This window comes from Pedobacter puniceum (assembly GCF_009674685.1).
Classification (GTDB): Bacteria; Bacteroidota; Bacteroidia; order Sphingobacteriales; family Sphingobacteriaceae; genus Pseudopedobacter; species Pseudopedobacter puniceum.
In genome coordinates, this window is record NZ_WKJI01000001.1 from 205,212 (window position 1) to 224,465 (window position 19,254).

Below are 19,254 nucleotides of genomic sequence, written 5' to 3' on the forward strand. Positions count from 1 at the left end.
TTACTATTCTCAATTTAAACCAAACTTGTATAGCCAATTATGAAATTAAATAGGCAATTAATAAGCCCGATATGGAAGGCTATTAAGGTTGTATTTTTAAGCTTTTTATTGGTAATAAAGATACAGGCACAACCTAACAAATTACAATTTAGTCATCTAACAGTAGAAAAAGGTCTATCGCAAAGTGGTGTAATATCTATAGTGCAAGACCGCATGGGGTTTATGTGGTTTGGCACAAGAGATGGGCTCAATAAATATGATACTCAAAAAATTGAAATCTTTAAGCATAAAGCTAATGATACAAGCTCTTTAAGTTCAAGTCTAAATATTTATGCTTTATTGAGTGATCGTAAAGGTAGATTATGGGTAGGCACTATGAGGGGGCTTAACTTATATCAGCCAGAAACCAATAATTTTAAAAGATTTATCCATCATCCTAAAAATCCTCGAAGTATTAGTAATGATGTTATAAGATGTTTATTTGAAGATCGCCAAGGTCAATTATGGATAGGTACCGATAGTGGTTTAAATATATTAAACAGTAAAGGAGAATTTAGCCGGATATTTAAGAAACAGCATCAGCATAATAGCCTTCCCGATAATAGTATCAAGGTAATTTTTCAGGATACATTCTCTAATATTTGGGTAGGTACCGGAAACGGTTTAAGCAAAATTTCTAAAAAAGGAAACAGCCTTTTATATCAAAATTTTTATGCCAATCCTCAAATAAAAGGAAGCTTAATTGATGACCATATCACCTCTATTGCTGCCGATAAAAATGGAAACCTATGGTTAGGTACGCATTCTGGGGGTATATCATCTTTTAACTACAAAACTCAAAAATTCAATAACCTAACCCATCAAGATGGTCCTAATAGTTTAGTAAGTAATATTGTTAGGAAAGTATTTTTTGATAGAAATAATAAACTTTGGATTGCCACTATACAAGGCTTAAATATTTATAATCCGGATACTAAAAAGTTCCAGCTCTACCAGAACGATTCTAACGATAGTAAAAGTTTAAATCAAAATTCTGTTTATGATATTTATCAAGACAAAACTGGTAGCATCTGGATAGGAACTTATTTTGGAGGCGTAAATGTTTATGATGCAAATTCTACTCCTTTCAAAGTTTTTAATTATAAAACATCTAGTAATAGTGTAAGTAGTAATATTGTTAGGTCTATTGTTGAAGACAGAGATAGAAACCTCTGGATAGGTACAGAAGGTGAAGGTTTAAATAAATACAATGTAAAAACAGGTAAATTTACTACCTATAAGAGTATTCCGGGTAAGTCAAATTCTTTAAGTTCTAACCTTATAAAAGCTATTTGTATTGATAAGGATAATAAGATTTGGATAGGCTCTCATGATGGAGGATTAGATATTTTCGACCCTGATAAAGAAATTTTTACTCCTTATAAAGCAAACCCTAATGATCCACTAGATTTAAAATCCAGAGATATTCAAACAATTTTTTATGATAGTAAAGGAAGATTTTGGGTAGGTACCTTTAATCAAGGGCTTTTTTTGTTTAACAAACAAACAGGAAAGTTTAAATCATTATTACTATCAAATGATGCCTTAAAATTTAAAGTAAAGTTTATTAAGAATTTATTTGAGGATAATCAAAACAATATTTGGGTTTCTACAGATAAAGGAGCTTTTCTATTAGAAAATCAATCATCAAAGTTTAAAAACATTAGTGATTTATTAAAGATTAAGCTTACGGATGTTAATCTGGTACAGCAAGATTCTAAAAACACTATTTGGATTGGCACATACAATGATGGGTTGTTTGCTTATCATCCAAAAACAAAAAAAATTACCCAATATACACAAGAGAATGGTTTACCAAGCAATAATGTATTAGGTATTTTAGAAGATAATTCTGGTTTTTTATGGCTAAGTACCGATAACGGTTTAAGTAAATTTAAGGGTAATAATTTTAAAAGTTATACGGCAAGAGATGGTTTGCCGGGCAATGTATTCAACAATAATTCTTATTTAAAAGATAAAAACGGAAGATTATATTTTGGTGGTTACATGGGCTTGGTAAGTTTTATGCCAGCAGAAATTAAGGAGAATTTTAATACTTCGTCTATAGTTTTTACAGGTTTAAAACTGTTTAATAAGCCTGTTTCCATCAATGATGAAAGCGCACTTTTAACTAAAAACATCAATCTTACAAAAGAAATCACCTTCTCTCATGATCAAAATATTTTTACTGTAGAGTTTGCACTTTTAAATTTTATAAAATCAGAAAAAAATCAATATGCCTACAAGTTAGAGGGCTTTGAGGGTGATTGGAATTATGTAAATAATCCTACTGCTACTTTTACAAATTTACCTTCCGGTACTTATCAACTCATGGTAAAAGGTAAAAATAATGATGGGTATTGGAGTAAAACTCCGGCTATATTAGAAATTAAAATAAACCCACCTTTCTGGAAAACGTGGTGGGCATTTATCTTGTATGTTTTAATATTTGCTGGTGTATTATTTCTGTTTATAAGATACTTAATTATAAGAGAGCGTTTAAAAAAGGAAAGTGAAGTTCATCAAATGAAATTAGACTTTTTTACCAACGTTTCTCATGAAATTCGTACGCCCCTAACCTTAATCATGGGCCCATTAGAAAACTTGTTAGATTATACTCAGGGTAATCAATTTGTGAATAAACAATTGCTATTGGTAAGAAATAACGCTAACAGGTTATCAAGATTAATAAATGAATTATTAGATTTTAGAAAGGCAGAATCTGGAAAACTTAAATTAAACATTACTGCTTCTAACATTGTAGACTTTACTAAAGAGATATTTCTATCTTTTCAGCATTTAGCTGCTGAGCATCAAATTACCTACAATTTTGAAACTAGTGATGAAGATATTGAGCTTTACTTTGATAAAGAGCAGTTAGAAAAGGTTTTTTTTAACCTACTTTCAAATGCTTTTAAATTTACACCAGATAAAGGTAAAATTACAGTTACTGTATCTACTGATGATGAATATACCTATATCAATTTTGAAGATAACGGGAAAGGTATTTCTGTACAAGACAAAGAAAAGCTCTTCACTAATTTTTTTCAGGTAGAAGATTTAAGTAAGCGTAATATTGGTACTGGTATAGGTTTAGCTTTGTCAAAAAAAATAGCGTTACTGCATCATGGTGATATTTTTGTAAGTACAGAAGGTTTAAATAAAGGCTCTGTTTTTACATTAAAACTAAAAAAAGGGATTAAGCATTTCCGAAAAGACGAAATCAATTTACGCTATAGAAATAGTGATGACCTTTCGCATTATACCTTAGTAGATACAACAGTTCTTCCTGAAGAGGAAATTTTTACTAAAACTGATATTAAAGATAAACCTACCATCTTAATTGTAGAAGATAATCAAGATGTAAGAAATTTTATTTTACAATCTTTAAATGGCTATCATGTTTTAGAAGCAGAGCATGGTCTTTTAGGTTGGGATTTAGCTGTAGAACATATTCCTGATGTTATTGTGAGTGATGTAATGATGCCAGAATTAGATGGTTTAGAACTTTGTAGAAGGTTAAAAACCGATGATAGAACAAGCCATATTCCGGTAATTTTGTTGACAGCTCGTTCTGGTAATATTCATCAAGTTTCGGGCTTAAAAACTGGGGCTGATGTTTATTTAACAAAACCATTTAGTGTACAGATTTTGCTATTAAATATCAACAACCTCTTGTCTTCAAGAGAGCAAATGCGCAAAAAATTTATCAGGCAAATGACATTAGAGCCAACCAATGTTTTGATAGAGTCTAATGATCAAGAATTCTTAAATAAAGTTTTAACACATATAGAAGATAATTTAAGTAATCCAGATTTTGGGGTAAACGAGCTAGCTACAAAAATTGGCATGAGTACACCAGTTTTTTATAAAAAAATTAAATCTCTAACAGATATGTCTGTTAACAATTTTATAAAAAGTATCAGGTTAAAAAGGGCAGCCCAACTTCTAGAGCAAAATGTTTTAACGGTATATCAAGTTTCTTATGAAGTAGGTTTTAATGATACCCGGTATTTTGCCAAAGAGTTTAAAAAGCAATATGGTAAATCACCCTCCTTGTATGCAGAGAAATTAACTGATGAAAAAGAGGAAGACTTATAATTATCGCCATAAAAATTTAAGATTTTCTTCTTCTTAAACTTTTTGATAAGGATACTTTTGATCATCAATAATTAAACCTTACATGCAATATTTTCTTACTTTATTATTCTGCTGTGTTTTTACTGTGGTAAATGCACAACAATCTCTTTTTAGCATTTTAGAAAAAAATGTTAAAAGTTATTATTTGATGAATGATGATAACTATAAAGAGCTAAATGAAATTATCAAAAGTCTAGATCAAGACCCCAAAGCTGTAGACCAAGTTACTGTAGAAGTTTATCAAAAAAAGAAGAGCGATTCTGTTATGGTAAACACTGCATTAAAATTGTTAAATAATGATGGTAGCTGGAGCGATATTAATTATAAAGACGACAAACTCTCCGGATGGTCGCCAAAAATACATGCTGATAGAATTCTTGCTTTGACTTTGCTTTACAGCAACTCAGAATCCGGATTTTATAAAAATCCTGATATAAAAATTGCGCTTCATAAAGCTATGGACTTTTGGTTTAAAGCTAAGCTAGTATGCCGTAATTGGTGGTATAATGAAATAGGAATACCTAAAACTTTAGGTCCTGCATTTATATTTTTAAAGAATGAGTTATCCGTAGAAGAGATGCAGCAAGCTATTGTTGTACTTAATAAATCCGGATTCAAGCAAACCGGGCAAAACAAAGTATGGCAAGCAGGAAATGTTTTATTTAAAGCTATTTTATTAGAAGATGAAAAGCTTGCTAAAAGAGCAAGAGATACTATTTTTTCAGAGCTTAGAATTACTACAGAAGAAGGTATACAGCCAGATTTTAGCTTTCATCAACATGGTCCACAACAGCAATTTGGTAATTATGGGCTCAGTTTTGTAACATCCATGAGTTTTTGGGCTCGTGTGTTATCTGGTACCACTCTAAAACTTCCCGAAGAAAGTTTAAATATTATCAGAAATTTAATTTTAGAAGGTTTTAGCTGGGTAAATTGGAAAGGTACAATGGATGTTAATGCTTTGGGAAGGCAGTTTTTTAAAGGTGCTCAAAGGTCAAAATCTTTAGCATTAGCTTACGCTGTTATTGATATGATTTATGTAGATGAAAAGTTTAAAGACAGTTACAAAGCTTATATAAGTAGCAATTATGCACCTTCAAAAGCACCTCATATTACAGGAACCAAGCATTTTTGGCGTTCAGATATGACAATTCATCGTTCTTTAAATTGGTCTTCCTCTGTTAAACTATCTTCAAACAGAATACAAGCCACAGAAGCATTAAACAGAGAGAATTTAAAAGGTTACCATGTAGGGAATGGAACAACATTTTTATATGTAGATGGAACAGAATATGATGATATTTCACCTGTTTGGAATTGGAAAAAATTACCTGGTGTTACAAATTTCCAAAAATCTGGCCCATTACCTATTTTAACAATAGAAGGGTATCGTAATAAAGGAGACTTTACAGGCGGAGTAACCAATGGTAAATTTGGAATAACTGCTTTTCAATTAAACAGAGATTCTTTAACAGCTAATAAAGCTTGGTTTTATTTAAACGATAAACTTATCTGTTTAGGCTCAGATATTAGAACAAATCTTCCAGATTCTGTTTTTACAACAATAAATCAAACTTATGCTAATGGCGATGTTTTAGTATTTGATAAAAGTCTTAAAACGTTATCAAAAGGCGAATTAAGCTCATCAAACTTTAAATGGATTTATCATAATAAAATTGGATATTATCCGCTGTCATCAACCAAGTTAAAAATAACTAAGCAATTACAAAGCGGAAGTTGGGGTGAAATAGCTTTTGTTTATGATAAAGAAAAAGAGTTAAAGAAAGATATTTTTACTTTAGAGATTGAGCATGGCAAGCAAGTTAAAGGGGCCAGCTATGCTTATGTTGTTTTGCCAGGTGTCGCTAAAGCAGAAATTATGAATTACCAACCAGATTTTTTACTGCTTGATAATAGTAAAACCGTACAATCAATCATTAATAAAGATAAAACCTTATGTATGTTAGCTGTATATCAACCTACAAAACTTAATGTTGCGGGTATTGGTGCTATTGATTTTAAACAAGCCGGTTTATATATGTTTGAGAAAAGCTTGAACGGTTGGATGCTTTACGTAGCAGATCCTACTCATAAATTATTAAAAATTGATATGAGTTTTATGGGCAAAAAAATATCTTTAAATATGCCTCAAGGGGCTGATGCAGGTAAAACAACTAGCCTCAAGATTTAAAAATTATAGCACTTTAACAGATAGCTACTCGGTAAATTAAAATCAATATTTATAGGTGTATTTCAAAGCTTCGGTTTAATCTGCCGGAGCTTTTTTATTTAGAAGCTTGTCAAAAAAAGCGTTTTAAAATTTTCAGCCTATTTAGATAAGATTTTCCTCGATACATTTTTTTGAAGCTACTTAATATTGGTTAATCAATTAATTATAAAACCTTAATTCTTCAAAAAAATGAAAAGACTTTTATTTAGTACTTTAATGGCAATCTCTTGCTTTCAACTGAAGGCGCAAACAATTTTTATGACAGAGTATGTAGAAGGCGATAAAAACCAGCATGCTATAGAAATTGTAAATAATTCTGGTGCTCCTATAGATATTTCAAGTCTAAGAATTTGCACTTATTACAATGGTGGTTTAACACATTCTAGCCCTAGTTTTGCTACCCTAGCAGATGATGGCGTTACCAATAAAATTCCTCATCAAGGTGTTTTTGTTTTCTATTTTACAGGGCAAGACGGCTTTCAAGATGCTGATGCTACATTTCCTAATGCAAAGAAATCTCAAAGAGCAGGGATTTCTAAAGGAGGCAGTTTAGGTTTTAATGGTAATGATGCCATAGAGTTACAGTACAATAATGGTAGCGGATGGAAGAGAGTTGATTTGTTTGGTAAAATAGGTGATAATCCTGATATGCAAGCTTGGAAAGTTAGTGGAACAAAACTAACAGCATCTAATAGGGCATTGTACAGAATTTCATCAGTTAAAACCGGAGTAGTAGAAAATCCTGAGGTATTTGATTTAGCTAAAGAATGGGCTTTAGTAAATAATGAAATTCCTGCTGCACCTATAAATTCTTTAGGTCAAGCTGGTCCTCCGATGAAATAATAGAACTACTACTATTATATAAACCAATTTTTATCATTTCATAATCAAGTTCCATGAGAAAATATATACTATTTTTTATGCTATCGGCTATAGCTAAGATTACTTTAGCGCAGGTTCCAAATATTTATATAACAGAGTATTTTGATGGAAGTAGTTCGCAAAATGCAATTGAAATTATCAATGCCTCTGGTGCAGCAGTAGATCTTTCTAAAATTAGAATTAGAAGTTACTATAATGGCTCCACCACATCCGCAACAGCTTCTACTACTTCTATTGCAGATGACGGAACTACATCTCAAATCCCTGCAGGAGGTCTTTTTGTCTATTATTTTACTGGTACTAATGGCTTTTTAACAAGCGAGGTAGCTACAAATTTGCCAAATGCCACAGCTTCTAAAAGAGCTGGTTTATCTACAGGCGGTGCACTTGGTTTTGGTGGAGATGATGCTGTAGAGCTAGAATATAATACTACTGGTACCACTTGGGAAAGAGTAGATTTAATAGGTTGTATAGGTGAAGACCCAGGTACCTCTTGGAGTAAAACTGTTAATGGTGTTTTTATATCAACTGCTAGCCGTTCTTTATACCGTAAGTTAAGTGTAACTACAGGTGTAAAAGTCAATCCGGCGATAGGCACATTTGATATTTCATTGGAGTGGGGGCTTAACTATGGAGCTGCACCCGTTGCTCCTTATACTTCTTTAGGTGTACTAGGAGAAACTTTACCAGTAGAGCTTGATAAATTTGAAGCAAAAGCTGGTACAGATGGTAATTATTTAAGTTGGGTAACTTTATCAGAGCAAAACAACTCCTATTTTGAAATCTCTAGCGCTAAAGACGGTAAAAGTTTTAATCCAATTGCTAAAATAAACGGAGCTATTAATTCTTCATCTTTAAAACGTTATGATTTTACAGATAAAAATGCTTCTCCAGGTGTAACATATTATATTTTAAAACAGGTTGATTTAGATGGAGTATCTAAAATATATGGTCCCATTTATGTAAATAATGCCCTTAATGGTGCTGTTTCCGATATTAAAATTATTCCTAGCCAAGAACAAGTAAAGCTTCATATATCTGCTTTGCAAAAAGAAGAAGTAAGCGTTAAAATATTTAGTATCCAAGGCCAAAATATTTTTACAAAAAGGGTTTTGCTAAATAATGGATATAATGAAACTGTTCTTCCATTATCATTAAATAAGGGTATATACCTATTAACGTTAGAAGGTAGCCACACACGTTATGGTGGTAAATTTTTGATGAATTAAAGTTAGTGCTCTCCTCATTTATTCACCTAAAATTTTAAATCAAATGAAACTAAGAATTTTCTTCGGATTGCTGTTTTGTTTTTGGGTTAATGTCTTATTTGCCCAAACAGAAACTCCCGCTTTTACTGAGTTTAAAACTCAAAGCTCAACAAATATTTTACCCGATTTTTCTTTTGCAGGTTATCATCATGGAGAAAAGAGAATACCTCGGGTAAATTTCCCTGTTTTTGATGTAACGGCTTATGGTGCCATTGCAGATGATACTGTTTCAGATAAAACAGCAATACAAAATGCTATCAACGCGGCAGCTTCAACTAATCAGCCTGCTATTGTGTTTTTTCCAAAAGGAAAATTTATCATAGCTTCTGCTACAGATGATAAATACACTCCTATTAAAGTTAATGCTTCAAACATTGTATTAAGAGGTAGTGGTTCTGGTCCAGGAGGTACAGAATTATTTATGAAAACATTTAATGTTCCGCAAGTTGTAGGCTCTAATCCTCCGGCTCCAGATACTTTAAATAACCAATGGAAAATTAATCCTGGTATTTTTCTGGGATATGATGATGGAACAAATGCCGAGACTTTTATCACCAATACCACAGCAGCATCTGCCAAAGGTAGCTTTACTATTACGGTTTCTAATGCTTCATCTTCTTTACTACAACCTGGTAAATGGGTTTTATTAACTTATTTTGATAATGATATTAATGCTATTAATGCAGAGCTTACACCTCATACTAAACAAAGCTCAATGACAAATCTTACGGCGTTAAGAATTAGCGTGTATCATCAAATTGTTGCAGTATCTGGTAATCAGATAACTTTTAAAGAACCCTTAATTTATGATATATCTGCATCTAAAAGTTGGTCTGTTAGAAAAGCTAATTACATAGAAGAAGTAGGTGTAGAAGATATTGCTTTTAGTGGAAATTGGAAAAGAACATTTTCCCATCATCGTACTTGGCAAGATGATTCTGGTTGGGTAATTTTTGATTTGAACAGAATAACAAATTCTTGGATATCTAACTGTGTTTTCAAAGATGTCAACAGAATTGGAATTACGAAAAATTCTGGATGTGTATCTTTTATTAATAATAAGCTTATTGGAAATGCTGGGCATGAAGCTTTTTCTTCAGGCGGTAGCTGGACATTAATAGGTAATAACACTGATGAAACTTATAAAGGAACTGTGTTATCTGGTCAGCAGCATTCTTATGGTATGGTAGAAAGATCCGTAGGAGCAGTTCTGTGGCGTAATACCTTTCCTGCAGCAACAGGTTTTGAGTGCCACGCTGGGCAACCCCGTAATTCGTTACTAGATGTAAACAAAGGAGGATTATATTACAATAAGGTTGGTGGGGCCGCAGAGAATTTGCCTCATCATATGCAAAATCTTGTACTTTGGAACTATAATAGAACAAACTCAAATTCTAGTGCTGCTCCAACCTCTAATTTTAGTTTCTGGAATCCTGATAATAGTGTGAATTTCAAATCAGCACCTGTAACCATTATAGGTTTAAACGGTGTAGCAACAACATTTGTATCTAATACGGTTAAAAGGTTAGAATCAAACGGAACCAAAGTTTTTCCAGAATCTTTATATGAAGCACAATTAAAATTAAGATTAGGTTATCAACCAGGATGGTTAAATGAACTTTATCAAACTAACTTAAACCAAGTTTTGGTTTATGATAAAAGTAATTTTAACGGTATAGTAGTAAACCTTTCAGAAGGTAATTATTTACAAGCAGACTTAGCAGCGCTAGGATTGTTAAATGATTCTATTTCATCTGTTAAAATACCTTTAGGATATAGTATAGAACTATACGTAGGAGACAATTTAAGCGGTACTTCTTTTGTTTATACTGGTGAAGCAAATGTTTCGGTGCTAGATGTATCAATCTTAAAGCAAGTATCATCATTAAAAATAAGTAGGGTTGCTATAGGTTACGATGAATTGAATGGTTTAGGAACTGTTAAAATGAGTTTTTTACCCGGAAATTATAGTTCTTTTCCATCAGGTTTTGATAATAAATTTTCCTCATTTTATATCCCCTCAGGGTATAAATTAACCATATTTTCAAACGCTAATTTTTCAGGTAATAGTCAAATTATTGATGGAAATAACAGTCATGTTAATTTGAATTCTCAACTCAGTAACTGGGCTAGTTCGTTAAGATTAGAACCCATTGCTACACAGCAAGCCTTACCGGTAACTCTAAACAAATTTGAAGTAAAAACTTTAGGTGATATGAATGTGCTAAGCTGGACTACTTCAGCAGAGCCAAATCACTCTCATTTTGATGTTTTAAGATATGATGATTTTAAAAGAGAAACTTTCTTAAAAAGGATAGAGAGCGATAACAGACCAGAAGACAATAAGGAATATTTTTATCTTGATAAACAACCATTAAAAGGAAATAATTACTACGTCCTGAAACAGGTAGATTTTGATGGAAAATTTAAGCTTTATGGACCAAAAGTAACAGAAAATGCTTTACAAGATATAGATAGATTAAGTGCGTATGTTAATGGCGATAATTTAATTATAAAAATTAATGCCTCTTCTCATTTAAATAAGCAAGCTACCTTAGCTCTTTTCGATATTGGCGGAAAAAGGCTTTATGAAGAATCACTTCAAATGAGGGAAGTTTTAAATCAGGTAGTTATCAAAAAGCCAGTTGCAGGTTTATATTTTGTAATGGTTAACGGGCAAGGTTTTAAAGACTATCAAAAGGTTTTGATAAACTAGATTTTAATTTATTAAATAATTAAGATTGATAGCTTAATAAAAGCTTGAAATCAAAAAAGCCACTTTTAAAGTGGCTTTTTTTGTTGTGGTAGCGGGGAGCAGGATCGAACTGCCGACCTCAGGGTTATGAATCCTGCGCTCTAACCATCTGAGCTACCCCGCCAAATGATGGTCTTTTTTAAAAGGTTTGCAAATATAAAGTAAAATACCTTTCTTTAGAAAAGTTTGTGAAAAAAACTTTAATATATTTTTACCCTAGCAATTTATAAATCTTATACATGGCTGATAAAGTTAAGTTTACATTAGAATACGAGATTAAATGCTCACCAAAAATTTTATATAGTTTCATAAGCGAACCTAATGGTTTATCGCAATGGTTTGCTGATGATGTGTTCATAAAGGACCATGTGTATACTTTTGTTTGGGATGATGGGGAAGAGCAAAAAGCTAAAATGCTTTCTTCTAAAGAGGCTAAATCAGTAAAATTTGCCTGGATAGATGATGAACCCTATACTTTTTTTGAGTTAGAAATTATCAAAGATGAGTTAACCAATGATGTAGCCTTGGTTATCACAGATTTTGCACTCCAAGAAAATCTAAAAGACCGTCAATTAATCTGGAATATCCAAATAGAAAACCTTTTAAGTGTAATAGGCGCCTGATTTTTGCTACTTTTGCAAAGTGAAAAAGGTACACCTACTCATAATTAAAGCTTTTATTAGGCCTTTTATCGTCACATTTTTTATTGTGATGTTTGTGCTATTGATGCTTTTTCTATTTAAATATATTGATGATTTAATAGGTAAAGGTTTCGAATGGTATGTAATTCTACAGCTACTTATGTATGCCGCAGCTACCAATGTGGCTATGGCACTACCTTTAGCTGTTTTGCTATCCTCCATCATGACTTTTGGTAACCTTGGAGAAAATTATGAATTGGTTGCCATAAAATCAGCAGGTATTTCTTTACAAAAAGCTATGGCACCATTGGTAGCTATGGTTGTTGGGCTTAGCATAGCTGCTTTCCTTTTTTCTGATTTTATGTTGCCAGTAGCGAATCTAAAAATGGGTTCTTTGCTTTATGATGTCAGAAATCAAAAGGCAGCTTTTTTAATAGAAGAAGGTATTTTTAATAATAGCATACCAGGATATTCTATCCGTGTTAAACAAAAACTTCAAACAGATAGTGGCGATGTTTTAAAAGATATTGTGATTTACGACCAATCTAAAGGCACAGGAAACACCAATGTTTTGATGGCGAACGAAGGAGAGATGTATAAAACTGAGGATAAAAAGTTCCTGATTTTAAAATTAAAAGACGGTGTACGCTATGAAGAGAGCAATGGAAAAGGCTATGACCCCAGAGAGCGTTTAACACGTTTCAATTTTAAGGAGACAGAGCAGCGTTTTGATTTATCATCATTTAACTTCAAAAGGGAAGATGAAAATTTGTTTAAAAACAACTTCCAAATGATGAATTTAAAAGAATTAGATTCTGCGGAGAAAGATACCCGAGTAAGGTACGATAGCATCAGAATGGTAGGTGCAAAATCCTTAGAATCTTATTATAAAATATTTTATGGCACTGCCAAGTATAACACAGCGGTTGGTAAATCGGGTTTAAACTTTAAAAAAGATGGCGTTTTTGCAGGTTTAGACAGTACACAATATGCTTCTGCTGTAACATCTGCTTTAGATAATGTAAGATATGCTAAAGATGGTTTAGAACCTCATATATTTCAAGCAGATGAATTTATGAAAACTATCAGGAGGTATTTGGTAGAATACAATCGTAAGTTTACCCTCTCTGTTTCTTGTTTAGTACTTTTCTTCATTGGCGCTCCATTAGGTGCAATTATTAGAAAAGGAGGTTTAGGTTTACCTGTAGTGGTTTCAGTAATTTTCTTTTTAATTTATCATATCATCAGTACGGTTGGTGAAAAATCGGTAAAAGAGGGCGGACTTTCTCCGGTTGTTGGAATGTGGATTGCCATAATTGTACTTACACCTCTTGGTTTATTTCTTACCTATAAAGCAACTGTAGATTCGGCCTTATTTGATGCAGATTTCTACAAAAACTTTTTTAAAAGATTTTTTAAGAAGAAAGAAAAAAGTACCTTATAATTATTGCATAGGCCTGACTTTACAATGAGTTAAAAATCAAAAGGCGTATTAAAAATCATTAAATTTGTCTGTATCAAAAACTAAAATGAGTAGCCAATTTGTTTACGTTTTAGATATTTAAATAATAAAACATGCTTAATACAATAGAAGAAGCAATTGAGGATATTAAAGCGGGTAAAATTATCATAGTTGTAGATGATGAAGACCGCGAAAATGAGGGTGATTTTTTAACAGCTGCTCGTAACGCCACACCAGAAGTTATCAACTTTATGGCTAAGCATGGAAGAGGTTTAATTTGTGCCCCCATCACTACAGACAGAAGTAGAGAGTTAAATTTAGATTTGATGGTGGGTAAAAATACTGCCACTTACGAAACCAATTTTACTGTTTCTATAGATTTAATTGGTCATGGTTGTACTACTGGTATCTCAGCATCAGACCGTTCTAAAACCATTATGGCACTTATAGATCCTAAAATTAAAGCAGAGGATTTAGGCAGACCAGGCCATATTTTTCCTTTAATTTCTAAAAATGGCGGTGTTATTAGAAGAGCCGGACATACAGAAGCTGCTGTTGATTTAGCAGAATTAGCTGGCTTTGAACCTGCCGGAGTGATTTGCGAAATCATGAACGAAGAAGGAGAAATGGCTCGTTTACCAGAACTGCTAGAAATGGCAAAAAAACTGGATATGAAGATTGTTTCTATTCAGGATTTAATTACCTATCGTTTAAGAACAGAATCGCTAATTAAGAAAGAAGTTTCTGTAAAATTACCAACCGAGTGGGGCGATTTTGAAATGGTTGCTTTTACACAGGTAAACACCGGAGAAAACCATTTAGCTCTCGTAAAAGGTAGTTGGGAAGAAGATGAACCTATCTTGGTAAGAGTCCATAGTTCTTGTATAACAGGAGATATTTTTGGCTCTTGCCGATGCGATTGTGGTCCGCAGTTACATAAAGCCATGGAGATGATAGAGAAAGAAGGGAAAGGCTTAATTGTTTATATGAACCAAGAAGGTAGAGGAATTGGTTTAGTAAACAAACTAAAGAGCTATAACCTTCAAGAAAATGGGATGGATACTTTTGAAGCCAACATAGCTTTAGGTTTTGGTATGGATGAGAGAGATTATGGAGTTGGAGCTCAGATTATTAGAAGCTTAGGCGTTAGAAAGATGAAATTAATGTCTAACAACCCTACAAAAAGAGCTGGTTTAATAGGTTATGGTTTAGAAGTAGTTGATAATGTGCCTATAGAAATTGAATCTAACAAGCATAACGAACTTTATTTAAAAGCTAAAAGAGATAAAATGGGGCATACCATTATGAAAGAAAGATAATTTAGATTGAAAGAGGAAGGTTAAGAAATTAATTTTCCTCTTCTTCTTTTGGGGTAACTATAATAGGTTTGCTAAGTGTTTTTCTTCTGTCCTCAGCATTTTCCTTGCTTTCTGCTTCTCGTTTTCCTCTGGCAAAAGTATTTCTAATAAATTCTTTAAATGTATCGTATTCTTGGGTATAAACCAATCCAAAGCCGTTTACATATAAATCTGTATTCAAGTTAAATAAATCCTGATTGGTTGGCCTCTGGAAAGATTTAGCTACAAAGCTTCCATCCTTATTAATATTAAAAGACATTTCCACATCTCTGGTTAAATCATTCAAATTAGAATTTAACAAGTTGTTGTTTAACACGTCATTAGAGTATCTGTTATTAACGAAGTTTCCTGTAATTCTTAACCTGTTATTGAAAAAGCTATAACTACCACCAATTTCATTTTGTGAACGTACGTTAATATCTAAGTTTTTAATATTTAAAGATTGGGAGATGATATTATTGATTTTACTAAAAGCAAGCTCTAAACCAGATCCCAATAAATCATTATTAGTAAAGCCAATACCTGCACCAGAATTACCGTTAAAACTGTTTCTTACTACCAAGTTAATTACTTGTTGCGCTTCATTATCTTCGTTATCTAGATAGCCTTGTAAACGTGTTTTAATATCTGTATTATTTGGGAAAGCTAAGTTGAAAGTAATATCAGGATTTAATAAAGAGCCTTTAAGCATCATCTCAGCCTCAGCTAAAACACGTAAATTTCTTTGGTCATCCGGAAGGGTAGTTCCGGCAGCTTGGTAAAGTGGTAAAAGGCTAGTTCTGGTACTATAAACTGCATTTAAATTGATGTTTGCATCGCTAGGGTCGCCAGTCCAGCGTATGGTACCACCTTTTCTAATGTCAAAGGTTTTATTAATAACGTTATTGGCCGTAAAATCAAATTTACCTTCGTTAATGATATAATCACCAAACATTTCAAAATCACCTAAACTGGTAATTCTTAGTCTTAACTGCCCATCGCCTTTACCAGAGAGGTTTCCTACCTCGGTTAAAATATTGGTTACAGAGCTTTGCCCTACTTCAAGCTCAAACTCCATGGTTAAACCATTAAAGAAGTTCTCTTTTTTAGTTTTATTTAATGAAGTGTCTTTTGCTACATAAGTAATAAAATCATTATTTCCTACGGTTGATGCATTGTTTAGCGGAATGGTAAATACAGTACCTTCTTCTGTTTTAGCTTTGATATTGATGTTCATGGCATCTGTACGGCCTTTGAAAGTAAAAGTACCCGTTCCAAATGCAGTACCATAATAAATTCCATTATCCTTAGAGGTGGTGTTAAGTGCCATAAAATTATTGGCTTTCACACTTATATCAAGCAATGGATTTGATGGATTTTTTAAATCTACACTGCCATTTGCTATGGCTTTATTTTTAAAAGCATCAACAATTTCTAAATCTTCTATTTGTATAAGGCTATTATCTATACTAACATCGTCATTAATGGTATAAGCTGTTTTTAGATAATTAACCATAAACCCGGCATTAATTAACTTCACATCTCCATCAATTTGTGGATTGCTAAACTTGCCGGTGATTTTTAAATCTGATGATATATTTCCTTTAAGTTTGGTGATTAAGCTTTTCACAAAGGGTTCAAACAAAATAAGTTCTGTTTGGTCTAAGCTCATTACCAAGTCTAAGTTATTGGTCTCGCTTTTAAAATCGATAATGCCAGTAATGTCTGTGGTTTTCTTTTCGTTTTTTTCTACACTTGCTTTGATATTGATATTATTTTCTTCATTATCATAAGCAGAAGTCAAGTTTACAAATCCTATTTCTGTTCTGTTGTAACGTAAAGAATCTACTGTAATATCTGCTCCAATATTGGGGTTGCCCAAAATGGCCGACATGTTAGCTGTACCATTCATCACACCTTTTAACTCTACTCCAAAGTTTTTGGTAAGCTGGCTCAAAGAAGACATTTGTAGATTTTCTATAACTACTTCTAATAAATCATCTTCTGAGGCTGATATAGCACCATTAACGGCTACCAATTGGGTGCTGTTAGATAGCTCAAAACCTTCTATAATGGTTTTATTTTCTTCAAATTTAATACTGGCTTTATCTTCAACTTTCCATATCTGATTATCAATAATAATATCAGATGGTAATACGCTAACTTTAGCTAAAGTATCACTACCAAATTCTACTAAACCGTACAAGTCTAACTGGTTAACAGCATCTTTATCAGATAATTTAACGTTAAAAGTTAAGCTGTCACTCTTTAATGTATTCTGAAGAACAATGTTTTGAACAAATAAGCCATTTTCAGAAAACTCTACTTTATCTAATGATAAAATAGCCTCAAAAGATTTAGGATTAGTATTTTGGTCGATAATCAAATTATTAAAAACCATATTGTTGTACTTAATGGTTTTTACATATCCGTTTAAATTAACCAAGTTGTTTTTTGAATCGAATTTTCCGTTAAAAACACCTCTTTCCGGAATTTTAAGTTGTGGAAAGAAGATATTAGAAACATAATCGAAATTCTTTAAATCAATATTAAACTCAAAATTTTGATCTTTTGGAGGTACAATTTTAGTTTTTAAAGATGGGATATACTTTTTGATTACTGTTTTAAATGCCGATGGTAGTGTTGCCAAATCATACTGACCTTTTATGCTGGCATCACCAATATCAGAACTAAGTGCGAGCAATCTATCTTTACCAATTCCTCTAGCTCTTAAATAAACAGAATCTATTACAAAAGAACTGTCTTTTGTAGTGGCTTTAACTTGGCTAAGTTCTAAGTTTCCTTGTATATTATCTAAGCTGTTACCTGTAAAATCTGTGGTAAAGTCTGCATCAATTTGTATGGTGTCTTTATAAAGGTTAAGCTTATGAAGATTTGCTTGTCTTATTTGAGCTTTGAATTTAAACTCGGGTAAGCTTGGGTTAAGATTAGCTATACCATTAAAATCAAGCTTTAAATTTTTATCATTAACTTTTACTTTACCGTCAAAAAGTTGCTTGTTAATGGTGCCATCAACCTTAATATTGCTGTAACGATAACCTTTAAAATCAAAATATTTTACAGATGCTGCAACTTCTTCATAAAGGTTATTCAGCTCAAAATCTCTTCCTTTTACATCAACCGTAAAGCTTGTACGATTTAAAGTAGACTGGTTTGTGAGCTCCCCAATATTAAAATCAAAAGCTTGTAAGTTACCCGTATAAGAAGGAATACCAGCTTTGTCAATTTTCATGTTGATGTCTGATTTTAATCTGCCTAGTTTAGTTTTAAACTCTCCATAGGCAATAAAATCATTTTGGAAACCGGTAAACTGTCCATTGAAATTGATGTTACCAAATTTATCAATAATAGCAGGGATTGCTTTTACTTTATGAGCAGTAGCTTTTCCTAAGATATAATCAATATCTTTTTTATTGCTATAAACTTGGTCAAACCTGAGGTCTAAGAAAGTGTTATCCCAATCTGGTAAACCTCGTAAATTAAAGTCTCCTTTTATATAAGTTGCTTGCCCGGCTTTTATGGTTAAATCTCTGGCCTTTAGATTATTAATGCGCCCTTTTATATTTCCAGTTACATCTAAAACTAATTCCATTTTAGCCAACTGTGGGGCAAAATAGGCGATATCTTTAGCTACAACTTTTGCGTTTTTAAAATGTGCTTCAACAGTTACTTTATTATTAAAATCCTGAAAATCTTTAAAGCTTTTAAAACGCATACTATAATAATCAGTTAGCGTGGTGCTTGGCGTTTGTAAAAGCATATTTTCTACCGTAATGCTATTGGTATCAATAGTTAAAGCGCCAGTAAGATTATTTAAAACAAAACCTGTTTTCTCCTTAAATCGGAGTTTATTGATTTGAGCTTTGAAAAGATGGTTTTTGGTGTCTAAATCATTAATATCTGCACTAAAATTCCATAAATGTATATTGTTATAATCAATACCTTCTTTATAAACTATTTGAGATAGGTAGTTGATATACCTAAAGTCTAAATTTTTGATGATAATGTTGTTTAGACTAAAGTTGAAGGGGCGTTTTTTAGTGGTGTCAACTTTGCCAGAATCAAAGTAATTGATGATAAAGGTTAAGTTAGTAGTGCTATCTTTATAAGATTTCAAGAAGAACTTAGCATCGGTAAGTTCTACATAGTCTAAATCAATTTTTCTTTCAGAAAATGGAGCAAAATAATCTATATCAACTTCTAGTTCTGGCGCTAGTAAAAGTGTATCACCTTCTAAATCCTCAACCAATAGCCCCTCTAATACTAAAGATTTGAAGGGCTTTAAATACAAAGAATTAATTTCTATACGGGTTTTAAGCTCATCAGCTAAGAAAGAAGCGGCTTTTTTTGCTGCCCAAGTTTGTACAGGTTTAAATTGCAAAGAAAAAATAAGTGTTCCTATCATCAAGATGATAGTTAATAACACATAAAGCGATATTTTGAATACTTTTTTAATAATTTTGCTTTTAAACTTTATCT

The 19,254-nt window shown here is 32.3% G+C and carries 9 protein-coding genes and 1 tRNA gene; 8 read left to right on the forward strand and 2 right to left on the reverse strand.

Annotation, left to right across the window (positions count from 1 at the left end; translation table 11 throughout):
• Positions 1 to 39 precede the first annotated feature (39 nt).
• From GJJ64_RS01000 to GJJ64_RS01020, 5 genes are all read left to right on the forward strand, one after another.
• Complete coding sequence (locus GJJ64_RS01000; RefSeq protein ID WP_154285924.1) at positions 40 to 4,140, forward strand: hybrid sensor histidine kinase/response regulator transcription factor; 4,101 nt, start codon at positions 40 to 42, stop codon at positions 4,138 to 4,140.
• Positions 4,141 to 4,222: 82 nt separating this feature from the next.
• Positions 4,223 to 6,370, forward strand: coding sequence for a polysaccharide lyase family 8 super-sandwich domain-containing protein (locus GJJ64_RS01005; RefSeq protein ID WP_154285925.1), 2,148 nt, complete (start codon positions 4,223 to 4,225; stop codon positions 6,368 to 6,370).
• Positions 6,371 to 6,598: 228 nt separating this feature from the next.
• Positions 6,599 to 7,252: a hypothetical protein gene (locus tag GJJ64_RS01010; RefSeq protein ID WP_154285926.1), complete on the forward strand. Its 654-nt coding sequence runs from the start codon at positions 6,599 to 6,601 to the stop codon at positions 7,250 to 7,252.
• A gap of 53 nt (positions 7,253 to 7,305) precedes the next feature.
• A complete protein-coding gene (locus GJJ64_RS01015) occupies positions 7,306 to 8,520 on the forward strand; it encodes a lamin tail domain-containing protein (protein WP_154285927.1) in 1,215 nt (404 codons plus the stop codon).
• 43 nt (positions 8,521 to 8,563) lie between these two features.
• Positions 8,564 to 11,275, forward strand: a complete 2,712-nt coding sequence (locus GJJ64_RS01020; RefSeq protein ID WP_154285928.1) for a DUF4955 domain-containing protein — start codon at positions 8,564 to 8,566, stop codon at positions 11,273 to 11,275.
• A gap of 86 nt (positions 11,276 to 11,361) precedes the next feature.
• Here the strand turns inward: GJJ64_RS01020 and GJJ64_RS01025 are convergent.
• Positions 11,362 to 11,438 (reverse strand) — tRNA-Met (locus tag GJJ64_RS01025).
• A 115-nt stretch (positions 11,439 to 11,553) separates the two neighbouring features.
• Here GJJ64_RS01025 and GJJ64_RS01030 point away from each other — a divergent pair.
• The 3 genes from GJJ64_RS01030 to GJJ64_RS01040 all read left to right on the forward strand — a co-directional run bounded on the left by GJJ64_RS01030 (position 11,554) and on the right by GJJ64_RS01040 (position 14,736).
• Positions 11,554 to 11,937, forward strand: coding sequence for an START-like domain-containing protein (locus GJJ64_RS01030; RefSeq protein ID WP_154285929.1), 384 nt, complete (start codon positions 11,554 to 11,556; stop codon positions 11,935 to 11,937).
• 19 nt (positions 11,938 to 11,956) lie between these two features.
• Entirely contained in the window at positions 11,957 to 13,399 is a 1,443-nt protein-coding gene (locus GJJ64_RS01035; RefSeq protein ID WP_317162887.1) for an LptF/LptG family permease, read from the forward strand.
• 131 nt (positions 13,400 to 13,530) lie between these two features.
• Positions 13,531 to 14,736, forward strand: a complete 1,206-nt coding sequence (locus GJJ64_RS01040) for a bifunctional 3,4-dihydroxy-2-butanone-4-phosphate synthase/GTP cyclohydrolase II (protein WP_154285930.1) — start codon at positions 13,531 to 13,533, stop codon at positions 14,734 to 14,736.
• A 28-nt stretch (positions 14,737 to 14,764) separates the two neighbouring features.
• On the opposite strand, the gene GJJ64_RS01045 is transcribed toward GJJ64_RS01040, so the two are convergent.
• Positions 14,765 to 19,180: a translocation/assembly module TamB domain-containing protein gene (locus GJJ64_RS01045; protein WP_154285931.1), complete on the reverse strand. Its 4,416-nt coding sequence runs from the start codon at positions 19,178 to 19,180 to the stop codon at positions 14,765 to 14,767.
• Between the last annotated feature and the right edge of the window lie 74 nt (positions 19,181 to 19,254).